The 20,237-nt window shown below is 68.9% G+C and carries 16 protein-coding genes; 9 read left to right on the forward strand and 7 right to left on the reverse strand.

All coding sequences use genetic code 11. From position 1 onward, the window contains the following. Nucleotides 1-3 precede the first annotated feature (3 nt). Together SGCZBJ_RS24940 and SGCZBJ_RS24945 are read right to left on the reverse strand one after the other, a co-directional pair. Nucleotides 4-546, reverse strand: coding sequence for a hypothetical protein (locus SGCZBJ_RS24940; RefSeq protein WP_101720595.1), 543 nt, complete (start codon nucleotides 544-546; stop codon nucleotides 4-6). A gap of 34 nt (nucleotides 547-580) precedes the next feature. Beyond that, the gene (locus SGCZBJ_RS24945; protein WP_101720596.1) at nucleotides 581-973 is read right to left on the reverse strand and encodes a hotdog family protein; all 393 of its coding nucleotides are present in this window, start codon (nucleotides 971-973) and stop codon (nucleotides 581-583) included. A 123-nt stretch (nucleotides 974-1,096) separates the two neighbouring features. Here SGCZBJ_RS24945 and SGCZBJ_RS24950 point away from each other — a divergent pair, with 123 nt between their 5' ends. The 3 genes from SGCZBJ_RS24950 to SGCZBJ_RS24960 all read left to right on the forward strand — a co-directional run bounded on the left by SGCZBJ_RS24950 (nucleotide 1,097) and on the right by SGCZBJ_RS24960 (nucleotide 4,982). Beyond that, a complete protein-coding gene (locus SGCZBJ_RS24950) occupies nucleotides 1,097-3,286 on the forward strand; it encodes a protein-disulfide reductase DsbD family protein (protein WP_101720597.1) in 2,190 nt (729 codons plus the stop codon). Nucleotides 3,287-3,384: 98 nt separating this feature from the next. Continuing rightward, a complete protein-coding gene (locus tag SGCZBJ_RS24955; protein ID WP_101720598.1) occupies nucleotides 3,385-3,984 on the forward strand; it encodes a sulfotransferase family 2 domain-containing protein in 600 nt (199 codons plus the stop codon). A gap of 92 nt (nucleotides 3,985-4,076) precedes the next feature. Then, complete coding sequence (locus tag SGCZBJ_RS24960; RefSeq protein WP_133149327.1) at nucleotides 4,077-4,982, forward strand: right-handed parallel beta-helix repeat-containing protein; 906 nt, start codon at nucleotides 4,077-4,079, stop codon at nucleotides 4,980-4,982. Between the two features lie 36 nt (nucleotides 4,983-5,018). On the opposite strand, the gene SGCZBJ_RS24965 is transcribed toward SGCZBJ_RS24960, so the two are convergent. Continuing rightward, nucleotides 5,019-5,723 carry a DUF1353 domain-containing protein gene (locus tag SGCZBJ_RS24965; RefSeq protein ID WP_165799437.1) on the reverse strand — a complete coding sequence of 235 codons (705 nt, stop codon included), beginning with the start codon at nucleotides 5,721-5,723 and terminating at the stop codon, nucleotides 5,019-5,021. Between the two features lie 232 nt (nucleotides 5,724-5,955). On the opposite strand from SGCZBJ_RS24965, the gene SGCZBJ_RS24970 reads away from it, so the two are divergent. Further along, on the forward strand, nucleotides 5,956-6,555 hold the full coding sequence (locus tag SGCZBJ_RS24970; protein WP_101720600.1) for a redoxin domain-containing protein: 600 nt from the start codon (nucleotides 5,956-5,958) through the stop codon (nucleotides 6,553-6,555). Nucleotides 6,556-6,586: 31 nt separating this feature from the next. On the opposite strand, the gene SGCZBJ_RS24975 is transcribed toward SGCZBJ_RS24970, so the two are convergent. After that, nucleotides 6,587-7,078: a hypothetical protein gene (locus SGCZBJ_RS24975; RefSeq protein ID WP_101720601.1), complete on the reverse strand. Its 492-nt coding sequence runs from the start codon at nucleotides 7,076-7,078 to the stop codon at nucleotides 6,587-6,589. Between the two features lie 159 nt (nucleotides 7,079-7,237). Between SGCZBJ_RS24975 and pgi the strand changes: the two genes are divergently transcribed. Beyond that, the gene (gene pgi / locus SGCZBJ_RS24980; protein WP_101720667.1) at nucleotides 7,238-8,857 is read left to right on the forward strand and encodes a glucose-6-phosphate isomerase; all 1,620 of its coding nucleotides are present in this window, start codon (nucleotides 7,238-7,240) and stop codon (nucleotides 8,855-8,857) included. A 140-nt stretch (nucleotides 8,858-8,997) separates the two neighbouring features. On the opposite strand, the gene SGCZBJ_RS24985 is transcribed toward pgi, so the two are convergent. Then, nucleotides 8,998-11,070: a TonB-dependent receptor plug domain-containing protein gene (locus SGCZBJ_RS24985; RefSeq protein ID WP_101720602.1), complete on the reverse strand. Its 2,073-nt coding sequence runs from the start codon at nucleotides 11,068-11,070 to the stop codon at nucleotides 8,998-9,000. 224 nt (nucleotides 11,071-11,294) lie between these two features. Here SGCZBJ_RS24985 and SGCZBJ_RS24990 point away from each other — a divergent pair, with 224 nt between their 5' ends. Then, nucleotides 11,295-11,807, forward strand: a complete 513-nt coding sequence (locus SGCZBJ_RS24990; protein ID WP_101720603.1) for a hypothetical protein — start codon at nucleotides 11,295-11,297, stop codon at nucleotides 11,805-11,807. Between the two features lie 10 nt (nucleotides 11,808-11,817). Here SGCZBJ_RS24990 and SGCZBJ_RS24995 read toward each other — a convergent pair whose 3' ends face one another. Next, nucleotides 11,818-14,847 carry a DUF4982 domain-containing protein gene (locus SGCZBJ_RS24995; protein WP_101720604.1) on the reverse strand — a complete coding sequence of 1,010 codons (3,030 nt, stop codon included), beginning with the start codon at nucleotides 14,845-14,847 and terminating at the stop codon, nucleotides 11,818-11,820. Nucleotides 14,848-15,149: 302 nt separating this feature from the next. On the opposite strand from SGCZBJ_RS24995, the gene hisS reads away from it, so the two are divergent. The 3 genes from hisS to hisG are packed head-to-tail and all read left to right on the forward strand — an operon-like array spanning nucleotide 15,150 to nucleotide 18,776. Then, on the forward strand, nucleotides 15,150-16,634 hold the full coding sequence (gene hisS / locus SGCZBJ_RS25000; protein ID WP_101720605.1) for a histidine--tRNA ligase: 1,485 nt from the start codon (nucleotides 15,150-15,152) through the stop codon (nucleotides 16,632-16,634). Nucleotides 16,635-16,638: 4 nt separating this feature from the next. Further along, on the forward strand, nucleotides 16,639-17,772 hold the full coding sequence (locus tag SGCZBJ_RS25005; RefSeq protein ID WP_101720606.1) for an ATP phosphoribosyltransferase regulatory subunit: 1,134 nt from the start codon (nucleotides 16,639-16,641) through the stop codon (nucleotides 17,770-17,772). Then, the gene (gene hisG / locus SGCZBJ_RS25010; protein WP_101720607.1) at nucleotides 17,769-18,776 is read left to right on the forward strand and encodes an ATP phosphoribosyltransferase; all 1,008 of its coding nucleotides are present in this window, start codon (nucleotides 17,769-17,771) and stop codon (nucleotides 18,774-18,776) included. The genes SGCZBJ_RS25005 and hisG overlap by 4 nt, the downstream gene beginning before the upstream one ends. Before the next feature lie 497 nt (nucleotides 18,777-19,273). On the opposite strand, the gene SGCZBJ_RS25015 is transcribed toward hisG, so the two are convergent. Further along, nucleotides 19,274-20,203, reverse strand: coding sequence for a bifunctional helix-turn-helix transcriptional regulator/GNAT family N-acetyltransferase (locus tag SGCZBJ_RS25015; protein ID WP_101720608.1), 930 nt, complete (start codon nucleotides 20,201-20,203; stop codon nucleotides 19,274-19,276). Between the last annotated feature and the right edge of the window lie 34 nt (nucleotides 20,204-20,237).

The raw sequence follows: 20,237 nt of genomic DNA on the forward strand, positions 1-20,237 counted from the left end.
GCCTTACATCACCTCGATCTTGTAGCTGCACCCGGCCAATGTCTTGCCCGGGTGCGTGGTCACGGTCGAGACGTTCAGCGTGATGCGCGTCTGCGTGGTCAGGCCGTCGGCGGACTCGGTCTTCTCGGTGATCATCCGCTCGCCCATGAACTTGGCCGGGACATCGATCGCCGGCTCGATCTTGAGCTGCTTGGCCAGCGGATGCGGGTCGGCTTCGTCGAGCACCGCCATCGGTCCCGAACTGTTGAAGGCGATCAGGCTGGTCGTCCGTCCAAACACCGCGATCGGCCGGGCCAGGCGATACTGCTTGAGCATGAAGTTGGGCGACTTCACCTCGGTCAGGCCGAAGTGCTTGCGGGCGTCGGCCCCCTCGGTCCCCGCGAGCCAGAAGGCGACCGTGTTGTAGGTCGGCACGTCATAGGTCTCGCAGGCGATCAGCTTGGCCAGGTCCACGGCCTTGGGATCGATCTCGTCGTCCTGGGCCAGGGCGGGGGCGGCGCAGGTCAAGGCAAGGGCCAGTCCGCCGGCGATCAGCGTCTTGATCATGGGTACGCTCCTACTTGTGGGGGCGAAGGCCGCCTCAGCGGGCGAAGATGCTCCGCGTCAGGCACGAGAAGACCAGCCGCCCTGCCTCGTCGAGCAGGTCCTGCTGGGCGATGACGATGCCCTTGCCCTCGCCGACCGGGTCCTTGCCCATCACGGTCATTCGGCCGCGCAGCAGCTCGCCGGCCGGCGGGTTGCGCAGCCAGCGCAGGGCGTCGACGCCCACGCGCTTGGTCTGGGGCCAGTCGGCGCTGGCCTCGCTGTCGAGGCGGGTCCAGATCGCGAAGACCATGGCGTCGGGCGCGCCCATCGACGGGTCCCAGCCGGGCTGAAAGGCGGCGATGAAGACGTCCAGCGCCTTCTCGTCCACCACCGTCGCGCCCAGGGTCACCACCTGACCGATCTGGATGTCGTCGAAGGAAGCCGGCACGCGTGTTCTCCTGTCGAAGCGCCCGTCGAAGCGGACGAGCGACCTGACCACGGCGCCTTGAAGGTTGTCGAGAGCGCGCGCACGGGCCATGTGTCATCGCGAAGTTTCTTTGCAAGGTCGCCGATGCTGTTGCGCAGGTTGTTCGCCGCCGTCCTGGCCCCGCTGGCCCTTCTCGCCGCCGCTTCGCCGGCGCGCGCCGAGGTCGTCAAGACCGGGCATATCGAGGTGGAGCTGGTTTCGCAGGAAGCCGCCGCCGTGCCCGGCTCGACCGTGTTCGTGGCCCTGCGCCAGAAGATCCAGCCGCACTGGCACACCTATTGGCGCAATCCCGGCGACGCCGGCGACGCGACCAAGATCGTCTGGACCCTGCCCACGGGCTGGACCGCCGGCGGCATCGTCTGGCCGACGCCCGAGCGCGTGCGCGTGGGGCCGCTGCGGGACTACGCCTATAGCGGCGAAGTGCTGCTGCCCGTGCCGATCACCGTGCCGGCCTCGGCCAAGCCGGGCCAGACCGTGACCCTGCAGGCGGCGGCCGCCTTCCTGGTCTGCGAGGAGATCTGCGTGCCCGAGGACGCGGTGGTGACCCTGCCGCTGCCGGTCGTCGCCGGCCCGGCCAAGCCCGATCCCAAATGGGGCGAGACGGTCGGGAAGGTGCTGGCCGCCGCCCCCAAGCCCGCCGGCCTGAAGGCCACCTGGAAGAAGGACGGCGAGACCATCAAGCTGTCGGTCACCGGCGCGGCCCTGAAGGGCGCCGACTTCGCCGAGGCTTATTTCTTCCCCTATTCGGGCAAGGCCATCGACCACGCCGCGCCCCAGGCGATCGAGCGCGGGGCCGAGGGCCTGACCCTGTCGCTGACCGCCGGCTTCGACTTCGGTCCCGAAGCGACCGAGGCGCCGACCGAGCTGTCGGGCGTGCTGGCGCTGAAGGGCGGCTCCTACGAGATCACCGCCACCGCCGGCGAGACCCCTGCGGGGTCTGTAGGGCTAGGCTCGCTTCCCGCGGCCGGCGCCGGTTCGACCGGCGGCTCGCAAGCGGCCGGCGGCGGCGCTGCTGACGTTGCGGGCGTCGGCGGCCTGCCGGTGGCCCTGCTGTTCGCCTTTCTCGGCGGCCTGATCCTCAACCTGATGCCGTGCGTCTTCCCGGTGCTGTCGATGAAGGCCGCCAGCCTGGCCGCCCACGCCCATGACGCTGGCAAGACCCGCGCCCAGGGCCTGGCGTTCCTGGTCGGCGTCGTGGCCACCTTCCTGGCGCTCGCCGGCCTGCTGATCGCCGTGCGCGCCGGCGGCGAGGCCGTCGGCTGGGGCTTCCAGCTGCAATCACCGGCGGTGGTCGCCGTGCTGTCGCTGCTGATGCTGCTGGTGGCGCTGAACCTGTCGGGCGTGTTCGAGGTCGGCGCGGCCGTCCAGGGCGCGGCGGGCGGGGTCTCGGCCGGCTCTGGCATGGCCGGCGCCTTCCTGACCGGCGCCCTGGCGGTGATCGTTGCCGCCCCCTGCACCGCGCCGTTCATGGCTGGCGCGCTCGGCTTCGCCCTGACTCAGCCGCCGGCCTTCGCCCTGCTGGTGTTCCTGGCCCTGGCGATCGGCTTCGCCGCGCCGTTCGTGATCCTGGCCTTCGCGCCGGGCCTGCTGAAGAAGCTGCCTAGGCCCGGCGCCTGGATGGACGTGCTCAAGCACGCCCTGGCCTTTCCGATGTACGGCGCGGCCGCATGGCTGGTCTGGGTGTTCAGCCAGCAGGCCGGCGGCGTCGCCCTGGCCCTGCTGTTGGCGGCGGCGGTCCTCGTGGCCTTCGCCGCCTGGGCCTACGGCCTGGGCGAGACGCGCCGGTTCGCCGGCAAGACCCCGCTGGTCGCCTTCGGCTTCGCCCTCGTGGGCCTGGCCGGCGGCGTTCTTCTGACCATCGGCGCCCTGAAGGCCCCGGTCCCCGCCGCTGGTCCGCAAGTCACGCAGGCGGCCGGCCCCGGCCTCGTCGCCGAACCCTGGAGCCCCGAGCGCGTCGCCGCCCTCCAGGCCGAGGGCAAGGTGGTGATGGTCGACTTCACCGCCGACTGGTGCGTGACCTGCAAGGTCAACGAGAAGACGGCCCTGGCCGGGCCGCGCCTGGCCGACGCCTTCAAGGCCCAGAACGCCGTCCTCCTGAAGGCCGACTGGACCAAGCGCGACGCGACCATCGCCGCGGCGCTGGCTGAGCACGGCCGCGCGGGCGTGCCGCTCTATCTCGTCTATCCCAAGGGCGCCAGCGCGCCGGTCATCCTGCCCCAGCTCTTGACCGAGGGCCTGGTGATCGAGGCGGTGGAAAAGGCGGCCAGGGGCTGAGGCCGCCCGCCGTCCTCGAGTGAGGGACGTCTGCTGTTGCGTATGCACGCGGTTTGGGGAAAAGGGGGCGGCTGGCGCCGGCTAGCCTAGAGGCCTCGATGATATCCCACCAGTATCGCTGCATCTTCGTACACATCCCGCGATGCGCCGGAACCAGCATCGAGACCTGGATCTCCGGGGGGGACTGGTGGACGATAGACGCTGGCAGCAAGCATCTGCTCGCCAGCCAGGCCAAGGCCGCCTATGCCGAGTTCTGGGACGACTACTTCAAGTTCTCGATCGTCCGGAACCCCTACGACCGCGTCATCTCGTGCCTCAAGTACGCCGAGCACTTCGGGCTGGTGCAGGGGGAGGACGGCCAGGTCGACTTCTCGACCTACCACGCCCGGTTCGGCGAGGCGGTGGTGCTCGAGCACGACCATCGCTTCTTCGACCGTGCGCAGCTGCTTTCGCCGCGGCATCGGCCAGGGTCCGTCTACGGCAACATTCTCGACGAGGAGCTCGATTTCGTCGCGCGGTTCGAGACCCTCGCCGCCGACATGGAGATCGTGCGCCAGGCCACGGGGATCGCCGACCCCTTCGGTCACCACGTGGAGAATTCCGAGCGGAAACGGCCGGCCTTGCCGCCCGAGACCATCGAGATCGTCAACAAAATCTACGATGCCGATTTTGACGCCTTTAACTACAAGTTGAAATAGGTTAACCAACTCAAAGCGAAGTAGCTCGAGCGTCCGCTGTCCGTGAAAACATGAGGCAGAGACAAATGAAATCGCTTTTGAATTTCGTCGTGATGGCTGTCGCCATCGGAGCTATGCCGCAACTGGCCGCGGCGCAAGCGACCCGGACCTGGGTCTCGGGTGTCGGAGACGACGCCAATCCATGCTCTCGAACCGCGCCATGCAAGACTTTCGCCGGCGCCATCAGCAAGACCGCCGCTGGCGGCCAGATCAACGTGCTGGATCCGGGCGGGTACGGCTCGGTGACGATCACCAAGGCGATCGCGATCATCGCCCCTGAAGGCACCGCGGGGATCACCAACAGCGGCACCAGCGGCATCATCGTCAACGCCGGCGTCAACGACGCGGTCTATATCCGCGGCATCGAGATCATGGGGTCCAAGACCGGGACCTATGGCGTGCGGTTCATCGCCGGCGGCTCCCTGACCCTCGACAGCGTGATCGTCCGCGCCCAGGGCGGACCCGGCGTCTTCTTCGCGCCGAGTTCGGGTGTCGCGAAGCTGGCGATCGACAACTCGACGATTTCGGACAATGTCGGCATCGGCGTCCACGTGGCCCCGACCGGTTCGGCCACGGCGGTCGCCTCGATCTCCAACAGCTTCATGAACAACAACCAGGCCGGCGTGCGGTCGGACGCCAGCGCCAGTTCGGGCAACGCCGTCGTTTCGGTGGGACGCAGCGAGATGTCGAACAACGTGGTGGCCGGCGCCGCCGCGTTCGACACCGCCGGCGGCGGCTCGTCGATCCTGGCGGTCAACCAGTCGATCATGTCGAACAACAATTACGGCGCAGCGTCGAATGGTTCGCCGCAGGCGTTGATCACGGTCGCCGGTTCGACCGTCGTGGGCAACACCACGGGGTTCCACGAAGTCTCGGGCGGCCAGATCTTCTCGAACAGCAACAGCCTGCTGAACAACAACGGCAGCGACGGCACCTGGACGGTCCTGTCACCGAAATAGCGGATCAGGCCCTCGCGGTTCGCCGCGAGGGCCGTATCACTTCTTCTTGCCGCCCCAGGGCAGGCGTTCCTTGACCCCGTCCATCGGCGTGCGGGTGGTGGTCACCGGCGGCGGGGCGACGACGACGGGCTTGGGCAGGGGATAGGCCCGCCAGCCGGTCTGGATCAGGGCCTCGAAGCCCTGGCAGCGCGGCATGATCCTGACCGCGCCGGTCCTCGGCCTGGCGAAGGGCGGCGGCTGGGCGATGCTTTGGCGGCGCGGATCGATGAACCGCCAGTCGCCCGGCAGGCCATAGCCCTTCTCGCCGCCGGTCTTCACGGCCTGGTAGGCGATGTTGGCCTGGAAGGGCTTGACCCCGTACTTCAGCATGGCGCGCAGGAAGATGGCGTCGGCCTCGGCCCGCTTGTCCTTCTCGCCGATGGCGTAGAGCCAGTCGTGGACGATGGCGGCGCGGGCCGTCGGGCCCTGCGGGTCGACGAAACCCTGGCCGTACCACGGCACGCTGGCGAAGTCGGTGACGTACCAGCGCGGCACGACGATCACCTTGCCGGTCTCGACGTCGCAATAGGGGAACTCCGCCTCCAGGGTGAAGAGCTTGCGCCCCTCCTTGGACTGGTTGAACAGCATCACCGGCTGCGGGGTCAGCGAACTGGGCGGGGTCGGGGCCACCACCGGCACGAAGACGGTCGTCTCTTTGGTCGTCGTGCAGCCGGCGACGGCCAGGCCCAGGGCGATGCCCATAGCGACGAATGGGGCGAGCGAAAGCTTGGAGCGAAGCGTCATGATCGTGCGGGGCGGGAGGAAAACGGCGAAGCGATGCCGTCTTCTGGCGGCCGAAATGCGGCGGATCAAGCCTTCATGGCCAAGCTTTCGGCCGCAAGACAAAGGATTGCGCGCCGCGTGCGCTGTTCCACCGCAGGGCGATCCGTGAGAGTGTCTCGCAACACCGGCCATCCCGCTTTCGGAGGTTCCCATGATCACCCGTCGCCTGATCGCCAGCGCCCCGCTGGTCGTGCTCGCGCCCAGCCTGGCCCTCGCCGCGGCCGCGCCGGCCTTCACCGCCAGGGACATCGACGGCAAGACCCGCTCGCTGGCCGAGTTCAAGGGCAAGACCGTCGTGCTCGAATGGGTCAACGAGGGCTGCCCCTATGTGAAGAAGCACTATTCGGGCAACATGCAGGGCCTTCAGCAGGCCGCCACCGCCGACGGCGTGGTCTGGCTCAGCGTCGCCTCCTCGGCCCCCGGCAAGCAGGGCTATTTCGCCGACGGCGCCCAGGCCAGGACCTGGATGAGCGCCAAGGGCGCCAAGCCGACCACCCTGCTGCTCGACCCCGAGGGCGTGGTCGCCACGGCCTACAAGGCCAAGACCACCCCGCACATGTACGTCATCGATCCGGCCGGCCAGCTGGTCTACCAGGGCGCCATCGACGACAAGCCGTCCAACAAGGTCGAGGACATCGCCACGGCCAAGAACTACGTCGCCGCCGCGCTTTCCGACCTCAAGGCCGGCCGCAAGGTGGCGGTCCCCGCCAGCCAGCCCTACGGCTGCGCGGTGAAATACAAGGACGCTTAAACCGGAAACCTCTCCCATGGGGAGAGGGGAGCTACGCCGCCGGCTGCGGCGGGGCGGTGATGACCTCGACGTTGTCGTTCAGCAGATAGACCATGTCGCGTAGGGCCTGGTCCTGGGTCTTGACGGTCTTGGCCTCGGCCATGGCCGTCAGCTTTTCCGGCAGGTCCTGGCTGATGCCGCGCAGGATACATTTGAGGTCGTCGACCGCGCCGCGCTCCTTCAGGGTGACGTGGCCCTTCATGTCCAGCGCCGACAGCGCCTCGATCTCGGCCTTGAAGGCGGCAAAGCCCGGCAGGACCAGGGCCGGGGCGGCGGGATCCTTGGGCAGGGCCTCGCGATAGCCTTCGACGCGGGTCTTCAGGGCGCCGGCGCGCTTGACGATGTCGATGAACAGCGGCTCGCCGGCCACCGACGGCGGGGCCTGGCCCTGTTGAACCACGGCCGGGGCCTGGTTCACCGGCGCCGCCAAACCAGTCGACGCCAGCCACAGCATGGCGGAAAAAGCGATCGCGTCGCAGGACATCGGCTACTCCGGTCGAAAAACGTCATTGGTCTTCATGACGCCGAGACTGACCTTTGGTAAGCCCGCCCTCGTAAACGCCGTTTTACCACAAGCGTGGCAGCCGAAAGTGGACGCCGGTTTCGGCGGCCGCCACGCGCCCAACAAGACATGGAGACGACCTTGTCCGATCTCGACGCCGCCTGGATCCGCCTGGAAACCGCCGCCAAGGCCGCCGGGGAGAAGCGCATCGTCGAGTTCTTCGACACCGAGCCCCAGCGTCTCGAAACCCTGACCCTCGACGTCGCCGGCCTGCACCTGGACCTCTCCAAGCAGGCTTGGGACGAGCCCGGCCTGGAAGCCGCGCTCGATCTGGCCCACGCCGCCGGCGTCGAGGCCGCCCGCGCCCGCATGCTGGGCGGCGAGGCGATCAACAGCTCAGAAGGCCGCGCCGTGCTGCACGTGGCGCTGCGCGCCAAGGCCGACGCCGACATCAAGGCGCAGGGCGTGCCGGTGATGGCCGAGGTCGAGGCCGTCCGTGAGCGGATGAAGGCCTTCGCCGAGGCCGTCCGCTCGGGCGCGATCAAGGGCGCCACCGGCAAGCCGTTCAAGGCGATCCTGCACATCGGCATCGGCGGCAGCGACCTTGGCCCCCGCCTGCTGTGGGACGCCCTGCGTCCGGTGAAGCCGGAAATCGACTTGCGCTTTGTGGCCAATGTCGACGGCGCCGAGTTCCTGCTGACCACGGCCGATCTCGATCCGGAGGAAACCCTGGTCGTGGTGGTCTCCAAGACCTTCACCACCCAGGAGACCATGTCCAACGCCGCCGCCGCCCGCGCCTGGCTGGTCGCGGCCCTGGGCGAGGAGGGCGCCAACGCCCACCTGGCCGCCGTGTCCACCGCGCTGGACAAGACCTCGGCCTTCGGGGTGGCGGACGAGCGGGTGTTCGGCTTCTGGGACTGGGTCGGCGGCCGCTATTCGCTGTGGTCGGCGGTCAGCCTGTCGGTGGCCGTCGCCGCCGGCTGGGACGTGTTCCAGGGCTTCCTGGACGGCGCGGCCGAGATGGACGCCCACTTCGCCACCGCGCCGCTGGAAAAGAACGCCCCGGTGCTGGTCGCCCTGGCCCAGATCTTCAACCGCAATGGTCTTGATCGCCGCGCCCGCTCGGTCGTTCCGTACTCGCACCGCCTGCGCCGCCTGGCCTCGTTCCTCCAGCAGCTGGAGATGGAGAGCAACGGCAAGTCGGTCGGCCCGGACGGCAAGCCCGCCCAGCGCGGCACGGCCACGGTGGTGTTCGGCGACGAGGGCACCAACGTCCAGCACGCCTATTTCCAGTGCATGCACCAGGGGACCGACATCACCCCGATGGAGCTGATCGGCCTGGCCAGGTCGGATGAAGGCCCGGCCGGCATGCACGAGAAGCTGCTGTCGAACCTGCTGGCCCAGGCCGAGGCCTTCATGGTCGGCCGCGGCACCGAGGACGTGGTCGCCGAGCTGACCGCCAAGGGTGTCTCGGAAGCCGAGATCGCCACGCTTGCCCCCCAACGCACCTTCGCCGGCAACCGCCCCTCGACCCTGGTTCTGCTAGATCGCCTGACGCCGCAGACCTTCGGCGCCCTGATCGCCCTCTATGAGCACAAGACCTTCGTCGAGGGCGTGATCTGGGGGATCAACAGTTTCGACCAGTGGGGCGTGGAGCTGGGCAAGGTGATGGCCGGCCGCATTCTGCCGGAACTGGAAGCCGGCGCGGTCGGTGAGCACGATCCGTCGACCAGCGCGCTGATCGAGCGGTTGAAGAAGTAAAAACCCTCCCCCTGAAGGGAGGTGTCGGCGAAGCCGGCGGAGGGAGATGCGATTGCTCCCTCCGGCGGCTTCTTCGAACTCTGAAGGAACTTCCCCCTCCGTCCCTCCGGGCCACCTCCCCTTGGGGGAGGGTCTCGTTCTTAGAACGTCTTGCGCACCCGCAGGCTGACGAACGTCCGCGGATCGATGTCGCGGACCTCCTGGTAGCGCACCGGCCGGGTGACGCGATCGGCATAGACCGTGCGGGTGACGACGAAGTCGTCCCAGACGTTCAGCTGGACGCGGATGGCCAGGGTGTTGGTCGGCTTGTATTCGGCGAAGGCCTCGTAATAGGCCGCGCCGCGCCACTTGTTGGTCTGGTCGGGGTCGTAGGTGCCCTGGCCCAGCAGCGGCAGCCAGTTGATCCCCCATTGCACCTGGCCGCGCATCAGGTCCTGCGAGAAGCCGATATTGGCCTGGGTCGGGCGCACCTGCGAGATCGGCCGGTCCTTATGGTCGGTCGGATCGGTGACGTGGGTCTCGTTCCAGTCGTTCTTGAAGGTCAGGCGGCCGCCCTTCACGCCCAGCTTGTCGGTGGGCACGACGATGTTCAGCGACAGCTTGTCCAGCGTGCCGTCGCCGATGTTGCCGGTCGCCGACAGGCCGCCGGGCAGGGGCAGGCGGTCGATGACGCCGATGATCTCGTCGTGGCGCCAGCCGATCGACACCACGCCCTCGCCCCAGAAGCGGCGCTCGTAGGTCAGTTCGCTGATCCAGCGCTGCTCGGGCTCCAGGTCGACATTGCCGCCATAGACCGTGCCGTCGCCGAACTCGGCCGAGGCGGCGAAGTCGCCGAAATCGAGCTGGCCCAGCTCGCGCTCGAAGCGGAAGCGCAGCTGGTGGTCAGCCTTGGGCGTCCAGGTCGCCTGGAAGCGGGGCTTGGCGTAGAAGAAGCTCTTTTCCTGGTCGGCGTCGCCCGACTGGCTGATGGTCGAGCTCTCCAGGCGCACCCCGCCTTCCAGGGTCAGCTTGGGGTTCACGCGCCAGGTGGTCTTCAGGAAGGCCTCGCCGCGCGTCTCCTCGACCTTGACCGAGGCCGAGGGCAGGGGAACGGCCGTTCCGCCCACCGAATAGGCCTGCTTCACGTCGAGCATGTTGTAGGCCACCTCGCCGCCGAACTCGAAGGTCAGGCCCGGCTTGCGCTCGTGGCGGATGGTGGCGCGCAGGATGGATTCCGAAGAGTCGCCCTCGGCCCCGAACAGCTCCTGCGGGTTGACCACGCCGCTGAGCGTGGCGTCGCTGGTGGCCTCGCTGTCGAACTTTTCGAACTCGTGCATCACCCGGGTCTCGAGGTTCCAGCGCGGGGCCAGGGGGCGGGTGTAGGTCAGGCCAAGCTCGCCCGAGCGGCTGTCTTCTTCATAGGCGGTGCGGCGCTTGGAGGTGGCCGAGGTCAGTTCCTGCCAGTCCTGCCAGTCGTTGACGCCGTAGCGGGCGGTGGCGTCGATCTTGCCGCCGGCGAAGGGCCCGGCGTAGTTGCCGCGGATCGAGCGGCCGCCGCCGTAGCCGTCGTTCACGAAGGCCTCGTCGCGCAGCACATTGCCCGCGCCGTCGCGACGCACCGAGCGGCCCACGCCGTTGGAGTCGCTGCTGCTGGTGCCGTCCGACAGGGTGACGCCCCAGCTCTTGTCGCCGTCGCGGGCGGTGAACTGATAGGAGCCGCCCCAGACGTCGTGGCCGCCGTCGAAGATCTGGCTGTTCAGGGTCAGGATCGACTGGCGGACAGCGCCCTTTTTCAGGACCACGTTGGCGACGACGCCATAGCCCTGCATGTCGATGCCCGGCGCGCCGCCGCGGATCAGCTCGATGCGCTCGACCTGGGCGGCGGGGGTGCGCGAGAGCACGTTCGAGCCGGTCTCGGCCTTGGAGGCGGGGCGGTTGTTGTTGATCAGCACATTGCCGACCGCGCCCTCGAAGCCGCGGGTGCCGGCGCCGTCGTTGAGCACGAAGCCGGGCAGGCGGCCTACCATGTCCAGCGCGGTGTTGGGGCGCAGGCTGGTGAAGAAGTCCGGCACGAAGATCAGCACGCCCTTCTGGGTCGCGTCGTCCAGCGGCGCCTCGCTGACCGGGCCGGTCGGAACCGGCGCCTGGGCGGCCTGGGCGCTGTCTGCGGCATGGGCCGCGCCGGCGGCGAGCAGGGCTGCGGCCGCGGTGGCGAACAAGACGGTCTTCGACATCAACTTTCCCCTCAATCCCGGGGAAGGTCTTGCCGCGCTAGACCGGCGTTCTCAAATTAAACGCCTGAAAGGTGGATTAAATATACGACATCATTACGGGGTGTTCATGTTGGATGTTGCGTAAAGCGTCTTGATTTAATCTCTCGCCCCGGAATATCCCCGCGAAATATGGGTCATTGCGACTTGGCGGCGCTGTGTCCGGCAGGCGCGCCGCCGGAGTATGCATGACGCCCGAACTCGCCTCGCTGATGGCCAAGAAGATCCATGTCGACGACAGCCTGCCCGGCCAGCCGCCGAAGGAGCCGCCGCCGCTCCACGAGTGGGGCGATCTGCCGTTCTGGGTTTCCGCCTTCGATCATCGGCTGTCCCAGGAGGAGTACGTCGCGGCGCTATTCGTGAACTTCCCCGGCGCGGTGCATCATGGCGCGCTGGCCGATTACCTGGAAGGTGAGCGGGGCTTGGAGGCATACTACGCCGAGCTCGCGCGCGAAGGCGCCTACGTCTGGCAAGGCGAACGTCGCGGCTTTCGGTTCATGCCTGCTTCGAGCGGCCGGCTGTCCCGGATCATTCGGGACAGCCTGCGCGAGCGCAGGAGCATGGACATCTATTTCGTGGCGACGCCGGTGCGCGTGATCGGCGGATGGAATCGAACGGACGCCATCCTGCCGGCGTCGGAAGCCGTCCGCGAGACGGCGGCGGCCGCGGCGCGGCGCCACGGCGTCTTCGTCCTGACCTGAGGCGCGGGCACTACCGCTTCTTGTAGAACTCCGCCTCGACGATGCTCAGCGCGCCGCCGGTCTTGACCTTCTCGGCGCCGGTGTCGAAGCCGCCCTTGGCGCCGGTGACTTCGACAATCTTGCCGAAGGCGTCGCGGTCGGCCGTGGCCCCGGTCAGGGCGATGCGCAGGCGCGAGCCCTTGGCGGCCTTCAGCGGCAGGGTCACGTAGCCCAGGTTTTTTGGCGCCTCGCCCTCGTACACCACCTTGCCGTCCATGGTGATCCGCAGCGGATAGGAGCGGATGCGCCAGCCGATCAGCTTCAGCGAGATCTCGTCGACCTGTTGGGCCTTGGGCAGGCGGTACTCGATCCAGGCGTTCTCCAGCTGGCCATCGCTGGCCCAGTGGGTGGCCTCGTCGTCGTCGACGCTGGCGGAAACCTTGTCGGCGTTCGAGCCGGCGGTGATCTCCACGGCCTTGATGGCGTCGCGCCGGATCTTGAAGGCCGGGGTCGAGGGCGTGGGGCCGCGCGCTAGGCTGACGGGGAGCAGCGGCGCCTCGGCAGGGGCGGCCTCGGCGTCCAGGGTCAGGGTCGCGGGCTTCAGGCCCTCGGCTTTCGCCACGATGGTCACCTTGCCGGCCGCCAGGGTCGAGCGCAGCGCCACGCGGTTGATCCCGCCCTCGACCGGCAGGGTCTTGGCCAGGATGTAGTTGTCGTCCTTGCGGTTGGAGCCCGCGTACTGGGTGACCGCGTCAACGCCGGCCGGGCCCTTGGTCACCGGTTCGCCCGAGGCCGAGACCGGGGTGTCGGTCGGTTTGGTCTCGCTTCTGGAGTCGCCCTGGGCGATGCCGCCGCGCCATTCGGCCGGACCGGCCACGTCGAAGCTGACCATATCCAGCGCCGTCGGCACGCGCCGGCCGGCCGCATCCACCGCCTCGACGTCCACCAGGGCGATATCGGCCGCGTCGGCCTTCCAGCCGCCGGGGCCGGTGCGCGGGGTCAGCTTCAGGGCGACCGCCGGACCCGTCGTGACCCGTTCGTCGCGGGCGACCTCCTTGCCCTTGGCGTCGCGGGCGATGGCCGTCAGGGTTCCGGGGGCGTAGGCGACGTCCTTGAAGGTGAAGAGGAAGCCGTCCGACTTTGCGCCCTTGCCCAGCGACTTGCCGTTCAGGACCAGCTCGACGCTGTCGGCGCTGGAGACCACCAGCACGTCCTTCGCCGTGCCGGCGGCGTAGTTCCAGTGGCCGACGATGTGCGAGCGGGGCTTTTCGACGTCGACCCAGCCGTCCCACATCACCTGGTGGGCGAAGAAGCCCTCCTTCTTGATGCGCATGGCGTCCACCTCGCCGCTGCGGCGATAGTTGTTGTCGCCGCGGAAGTGGGTGTTGCTGTCGGAGAAGATGATGTTGACGCCGCCGGCGCTGACGCGGTCGCCGCCGCCCGGGCGCTCGACCCAGTAGTCGTTCCAGCGCTGCACGGTCTCGACGACCATGCTGTCCTGGTTGCGGTTGTAGCTGGGGCTGTCGGCGTGGAACGGGGCGGTGAATGCGTCCTGGAACTTCCGCGCGGACTCGTCGCGGGAATACTCCATCGCCCACATCGGCTTGCCGGCGCTCTTGTTGATGTAGAGCATCTCGCCGCCGTATTCGGCGACCTTGCTGTCGAGCATCTCGCGCGAGCCGATGGCGCGGCCGCCGTGCGGGTCCAGCCGGTCGCGCACGGCTTTCAGTTCGGCCATGTGCGCCTCGCTGATGTTCTCGTTGCCGCCCTCGTAGAAGATGATCGACGGGTTGTTGCGGAAGGCGACGATGGCGTCGGCCATGGCCTCGACCCGCTGGTCCCAGCGACGGCCGGAGACGTCGCTCTCGGCGTCGCCGGCCGGCATGGCCTGCATCAGGCCCACACGGTCGGCGCTCTCGACGTCTTGGCGGGCCGGGGCGATGTGCATCCAGCGCACCAGGTTGCCGCCGCTTTCCACCATCAGGCCGTTGGAGAAGTCGCTGATCCACGGCGGGATGTTGGTCCCCAGGGCCGGCCACTCGTTGCTGGTGCGTTGGGCGTAGCCGTGCACCTGGATGGCGCGGTCGTTGAGGAAGACGGTCCCGTTCCTGAACTCGGTCTTGCGGAAGCCGGTGCGGGTCAGGGCGCTGTCGACGACCTTGCCGTCCTCCACCAGTTCGGTCGTCACCGCATAGAGATAGCCGTAGCCCCAGCTCCAGAAGTGCAGGTCCGACAGCCGCTGGCTGGCCGAAACCGTCTTGGTCTCGCCGGGCGCGATGGTCACGGCCGGGGCGGTGAACTGGCCGGCCGGCTTGCCGTCGACATCCTTCAGCGTGACGCGATAGGCGAAGGTACGGGCTTTCGCGCCGTCGTTCCTAACCTGGCTTTCGGCGTGGATCGTGGCCTTGCGGCCCTTGATGTCGAACTGGTCGGCCCAGACATAGACGCCGGTGGTGCCCAGGCTCGTATAGAGCGGCAAGGTCTGATGCAGGTCGCCGGTCAGGCGCAGCCGCACCGCGCGGTGGATGCCGCCGTAGTTCACATTGAAGTTGTTGTTGTTCCACTGGAAGCCGCTGCCGGTGGCGCGCTCCTTGTACTTCCAGTCGTTGTCGACCCGCACGGCGATGACGTTGATGAACGGGGCGGGCTTCAGAAGCTTGGTCGCATCCACCCCGAAGGCGGTGGCTCCGTTCTCGTGGCCGCCGGCCCGCACGCCGTTGACATAGACGTCGCCGGCCTGGCGCACGCCCTCGAAGTCGAGGATGGCGCGGCCGCCCACGGCCGGGCCCTGATCGGCCGGCAGCACGAAGCGCTTGCGGTACCAGGTGATGCCCGTCGAATGCTCGTGGATGTCGCGCGAGAAGGCCTCGTCCTCGTTGAAGGCGCGCGGCAGGGTGACCGGCTTCCAGGCGGCGTCGTCGAAGGCGAGGGCTTCGGCGCCCGCCAGGTCGCCGGTGGCCATGCGCCAGCCGGCGTTGAACGGGAACTCGGCGGTAAGAGCCGGGCCGGCGGCCAGTGCCAGCAGGCTGGCGGCGCCCAGAAGCGTCAACGAACGTCGCATGGACCTCTCCCTCATATTGGTCAGGCCAATTTGTTGTTGGCGGGAGATGTGGCTTGACCGCTGTCTGCTGTCAAGTCGATGCGGGTTGTGGGTGGCGCCGTGCCCGCGCCTGCGCTATACGCCGCCCCGATGACCCGCACGCCGCACCACCATGGCTGCCACCACCATCCGACCTCGCCTCGCGGGATCGGCCGGGTCCGCACGCTCTAAAAGCCGAGCGACCCAGCCAGAGCCCCGCCTAGCGGATGGGGCTTAAGCGCAAGCGCCATCCGTCGAAGCCTAGAGATCTCTAAGGACCGACGATGACCGACGAAACCGCACCCAAGACCGAAGACTTCCGCCCCGAAGCCCGCGCCCCGCGCGGCTTCGCCGACAAGCGCGCCCGCGACCTGCGCGCCGAGAAGTCGATCCTCGAGGCGGTCTCGGCCGTCTACGAACGCTACGGCTTCGAGGCGCTGGACACCGGGGCCTTCGAATATGCCGACGCCCTGGGCAAGTTCCTGCCCGACAGCGACCGTCCCAATGAAGGCGTCTTCGCCTTGCAGGACGACGACGACCAGTGGATGGCCCTGCGCTACGACCTGACCGCGCCGCTGGCTCGCTTCGCCGCCCAGAACTGGGAAACCCTGCCCAAGCCGTTCCGCCGCTACGCCTTCGGTCCGGTGTGGCGCAACGAGAAACCCGGCCCCGGCCGTTTCCGCCAGTTCATCCAGTGCGACGCCGACACCGTCGGCTCGGCCCGCCCGGAGGCCGACGCCGAGATCATCGCCATGGCCGTCGAGGGGCTGGAGGCCGCGGGCCTGCCGCGCGGCGCGGCGGTGCTGAAGATCAACAACCGCAAGCTCCTCAACGGCCTGCTCACCCAGGCCGGCGCGACCAGCGAAGGCCAGAAGCTGGCCGTGCTGCGCGCGGTCGACAAGCTGGACCGCCTGGGCGTCGACGGCGTGCGCCTGCTGCTGGGCGAAGGTCGCCTGGACGACAGCGGCGACTTCACCAAGGGCGCGGGCCTGGCCGGCAAGGCCATCGATTCCGTGCTCGACTTCGTCCAGGCCGGTGTCGGCGGTCGCAGCGCGACGCTGAACAATATCGCCAAGGTCGTCGCCGGCTCGGCCGAGGGCGACGAGGGCCTGGAAGAGCTGGCCAAGATCGACGCGGCCCTGACCAGCCTGGGCGTCGCCGACGACCAGGCGATCATCGACCCGTCGATCGTGCGCGGCCTGGAATACTACACCGGCGCGGTGTTCGAGGCCGAGCTGCTGCTCAGCACCACCGACGAGAAGGGAAACAAGGTCACCTTCGGCTCGATCGGCGGCGGCGGTCGCTATGACGACCTGGTGGCCCGCTTCACCGGCCAGCCGGTGCCGGCCACGGGCTTCTCGTTCGGCGTTTCGCGCCTGGCGGCGGCCCTGCGGGCGGCCGGCCGAGAGCCGGCTTCGGCCGCGCGCGGTCCCGTCGTGATCATCAATTTCGACCAGGCGCACATGGGCGAATATTTCGCCGTCGCCGGCCAACTGCGCGCGGCGGGCATCCCGGCCGAGGTCTATCTGGGGACCTCGGGCATGCGTCCGCAGATGAAGTACGCCGACCGCCGCCTGTCGCCGGCCGCCATCATGCTGGGCGGCGACGAGATCGCCGCCGGCACGGTGACGATCAAGGACCTCGATTTGGGCCGCGAGCTGGCCTCGGGCGTCGCCGACAACGCCGCCTGGAAGGCCGAGCGTCCCGGCCAGCAGACCATTCCGCGGGGCGATCTGATCGCCGCCGTCCGTAAGATCATCGGGGGCTGATCCGTTGAGGCTAGAGCGTTCCATCCCGGCGGAGGCGCTCGACGCCATCCGCGCTCCGTTCCTGTCGGCCGGGGCTGTCCCGACCGACGCCCCGGTGTTGCAGCCCCTGGGCCTGCTGCTGGACCTCGCTGGCGAGGCCATGCGCTCGCGGCTGTTCGTCGTCTCCGGCGACGGCGGCGACGAGGCCTGCCTGCGCCCGGACTTCACCGTCGCCGTGGCGCGCCAGCACCTGTCGTCGGGCGTCGAGGCGGGCCGCTATCTCTATGAAGGCAAGGCCTTCCGCGTGGCCCCGCGCGGCAGCGACCGGGCCGAAGAGTTCCTGCAGATCGGCGTCGAGGCCTTGGAGGCCGCCGATCCGGTGGCCGCCGACGCGGAGATCGCCGCCCTGGCCTGGGCCGGCGCCGCGGCCGGCGGTCGCGACGACCTGACCCTGCTGCTGGGCGACGTTGGTTTGTTCGCCGCCTTCGTCGACAGCCTGGACCTGACCCCGCCGCTGGGCGCGCGGCTGAAGCGCACCTTCTCGCGTCCGCGCCAGCTGAAGGCCGAGCTCGAGGGCGAGGGCGCCCCGGTCGCCGCGACCGAGCGCAGCCGCATCGCCGCCCTGCTGGCCGGCCTGCCGGAAGCCGAGGCCGCCGCGGTCTTGCAAGAGCTGTGGTCCCTGGCCGGCATCGAGCCGGTCGGCGGTCGCCGTCCCGCCGAGATCGCCCATCGCCTGGTCGAGAAGGCCGAGGTCGTGAAGGCCGGCCGCCTGTCGCCGCAGCAAGCCGACAAGGTCCGCGCCTTCCTGGCGGTCAGCGATGCGCCGGACGCCGCGCTGGACGCCATCGCCGCCCTGGCCGGTCCTAACCGCAGCCCTCTCGATGCGGCCATCGAGGGTTGGCGCAAGCGCCTGGCCGGCATGGTCGCCGGCGGCGTGCCGATCGACCGCATCCGTCTGAACGCCGCCTTCGGGCGGGCCTTCGGCTATTACGACGGCTACCTGTTCGAGGTGCGCAGCGCCGCCCTCGGCGAGGAACGCCCGGTCGCCGCCGGCGGCCGCTACGACGGCCTGCCCGCGCGGCTCGGGGCCGAAACGAAAACCGGGGCCGTCGGCTGCATGGTGCGCCCGGCCCGCGCCTATGCCGGAGGCGGCGAATGACCACCGACACCCCGATGATCTTCGCCATTCCCTCCAAGGGCCGCCTGAAGGAACAGGTCGAGGCCTGGCTGGCCGAATGCGGCTTCCGGGTCGAGATGACCGGCGGCGCGCGCGGCTATTCGGCCGAGCTGTCGGGCCTGCCCGGCGTCTCGGTGCGCCTGCTGTCGGCGGGCGACATCGCCGCCGGCCTCGACAGCGGCGACCTGCACCTGGGCGTTACTGGTGAAGACCTGCTGCGCGAGCGCGGCGACGACATGGACAGCCGGGTGATGCTGCTGCGCGCCCTGGGCTTTGGCCGCGCCGACCTGGTGGTGACCGCGCCCAAGAGTTGGCTCGACGTCGACACCATGGCCGACATCGACGAGGTCGGGCACCTGCATCTGGCCAAGACCGGCCGTCGCCTGCGGGTGGCCACCAAGTACGTCACCCAGACGCGGGCCTTCTTCGCTCGCCACGGCGTCGCCGACTACCGCATCGTCGAGAGCAGCGGCGCCACCGAGGGGGCTCCGGCCGCCGGTGCGGCCGAGCTGGTGGTCGATATCACCACCACCGGCGCCACCCTGGCCGCCAACGGGCTGAAGGTGCTGTCCGACGGCGTGATCCTGAAGAGCCAGGCCCAGCTGACCGCCTCGCTGGTCACGCCGTGGACCGAGGGGCAGCTCGACAGCCTGGCGCGCCTGCTGTCGGTGGTCGAGGCCAAGGGCCGCGCCCGCACCCTGGCTACTCTGGTCTGGCCCGCCGAGCAGGACGCCGCCGGCCAGGCCGCCGTCGCTCCGTTCGTCGAGGCCGGAGGCTCGCGCCGGGCCAACGGCGCCCTGCTGGCGACCGGCGACCTGTTCGCCGCCGCCGCGGCCCTGGCCCAGGCAGGCGTCGAACCGGTCACAGTGTCGCGTCCAGACTACGTGTTCGAATCCCGCTCGGCGGTGCTGGAGGCGCTCAAGGGGCGGTTGAACGGCCGATATTTGACAAGTATGTCAAAAATTACTGAACCGAACGGTGCTTAGTTTGACTAAAGCGTCCAAACTACGGGGCTGATGTCAAAAAAACGTCGAACCCCTTATGGAATCTAGATCGTTGCCGTTGACACGATCTCGGTTTTGCCGTTTTCTGACTGGGCAAGAGAGAAACGGGTCCACAGAGAACCCCCTCTCTTCGGCGTTTCGGGGAGGAAACGCCCGCCTAGATCGAATGATCGAGAAATAGCCAGACCCGCTGCGTTTATCCCCCGCAGCGGGTCTTGGTGTATCTGGGCTCTGGCTTTCATTTTTGACAAAAGTATCAAAAAAGACGAACGTGCGTTTGAGCGTGGCCGTTGGCGTTTCCGCGCCTGCAAATCAGTTCGTCATCCCGGGCGGAGGTCCGCGCAGCGGACCGCAGACCCGGGACCCAGGCGGGTGGGCGCGATGCCGAGGTTCACCCTCCCCCCAGCGGTTGCGAACGGCCCCTGGGTCCCGGCTCTCCGCCCCACGCGCTCCGGCCGGGATGACGCGGAGGGGGACGGTTACGCGCTTAAGTCCAGCGACCAGATCTGGTCGACCAGGTCCTGGCCGAACCGCCGGCAGGGCGTCTCCTCGATCACCTGGAAGCCCGCCCGCTGATAAAGTTTCCGCGCGGCGCTCAGGACCGTGACGGTCCACAGGTCCAGCCGCTGGTAGCCCAGGGCCCGAGCGCGGGCGACGCAGGCCTCGACCAGCATCTGGCCCACGCCCATGCCGCGCGCGTCGGGTTCCACATAGAGCAGCCGCAGCTTGGCCGCGCCGGGCGTCTCGCCCTGGACGAGGAAGATCGAGCCGACCATCCGGCCGTCGGCCTGGGCGATCCAGGCGTCGTCCCGGGTCGGATCGAAATTGCGGTGGAAACCCGCGACGATCTCGGCCACCAGGGCCTCGTGGTCGCGACCCCAGCCGTACTCGGCGGCGTAGATCACGCCCTGGCGGGCGGCGACCATGCCAAGATCGCCGGGCTCCAGGCCGCGCAGCGTCGCGGCGGGCGGGACGTCGTCTTTGAACACCGCATTGATGTCGCGAGCGGCGTCCAGCAGCCGGGTCCGGCGCAGCGGGTGCAGGCGCTCTATCAGGACGCCGACGCTGGCCTTGGTGTTGGTCTCCAGGGCAGCGTACGCCGCTCGACCCTCATTGGTCAGCGACAGCAGCTGGTGGCGGCCGTGGGCCGGGCTCTCGCGCGTCGTGACCAGGCCGCGCTCGGTGAAGCGCTTGAGCGTGCGGCTGACCTGGGCCGGGTCCAGGCCCAGGGCGCGGACGATCTCGGCGGCCACGGGGTCGACGCGCGTCGCCAGTTCGTACAGCACGCGGGCTTCGCTCAGCGTGAAGGGGCTGCTGTCATAGTTGGCGTCCAGCAGGCCCAGCCGGCGCGTATAGGTCCGGTTGAAGGCCCGCAGGGTGGCGACGTCGTGGTCGTGCTGGCTGGTCATGGCGACTCCGATGTTGACGGAGTCAATATTCTCG

The organism is Caulobacter zeae, assembly GCF_002858925.1.
GTDB classification, from domain to species: domain Bacteria; phylum Pseudomonadota; class Alphaproteobacteria; order Caulobacterales; family Caulobacteraceae; genus Caulobacter; species Caulobacter zeae.

Coding starts and splice junctions, on each gene's coding strand:
- SGCZBJ_RS24975 (WP_101720601.1), bottom strand. CDS start 7,078: ATGTCCTGCGACGCGATCGCTTTTTCCGCCATGCTGTGGCTGGCGTCG.
- SGCZBJ_RS24940 (WP_101720595.1), bottom strand. CDS start 546: ATGATCAAGACGCTGATCGCCGGCGGACTGGCCCTTGCCTTGACCTGC.
- SGCZBJ_RS24995 (WP_101720604.1), bottom strand. CDS start 14,847: ATGCGACGTTCGTTGACGCTTCTGGGCGCCGCCAGCCTGCTGGCACTG.
- SGCZBJ_RS24965 (WP_165799437.1), bottom strand. CDS start 5,723: ATGGGCATCGCCCTGGGCCTGGCCGTCGCCGGCTGCACGACGACCAAA.
- SGCZBJ_RS24985 (WP_101720602.1), bottom strand. CDS start 11,070: ATGTCGAAGACCGTCTTGTTCGCCACCGCGGCCGCAGCCCTGCTCGCC.
- hisG (WP_101720607.1), top strand. CDS start 17,769: ATGACCACCGACACCCCGATGATCTTCGCCATTCCCTCCAAGGGCCGC.
- SGCZBJ_RS24990 (WP_101720603.1), top strand. CDS start 11,295: ATGACGCCCGAACTCGCCTCGCTGATGGCCAAGAAGATCCATGTCGAC.
- SGCZBJ_RS24960 (WP_133149327.1), top strand. CDS start 4,077: ATGGCTGTCGCCATCGGAGCTATGCCGCAACTGGCCGCGGCGCAAGCG.
- SGCZBJ_RS24955 (WP_101720598.1), top strand. CDS start 3,385: ATGATATCCCACCAGTATCGCTGCATCTTCGTACACATCCCGCGATGC.
- hisS (WP_101720605.1), top strand. CDS start 15,150: ATGACCGACGAAACCGCACCCAAGACCGAAGACTTCCGCCCCGAAGCC.
- SGCZBJ_RS24970 (WP_101720600.1), top strand. CDS start 5,956: ATGATCACCCGTCGCCTGATCGCCAGCGCCCCGCTGGTCGTGCTCGCG.
- SGCZBJ_RS25015 (WP_101720608.1), bottom strand. CDS start 20,203: ATGACCAGCCAGCACGACCACGACGTCGCCACCCTGCGGGCCTTCAAC.
- SGCZBJ_RS24950 (WP_101720597.1), top strand. CDS start 1,097: ATGCTGTTGCGCAGGTTGTTCGCCGCCGTCCTGGCCCCGCTGGCCCTT.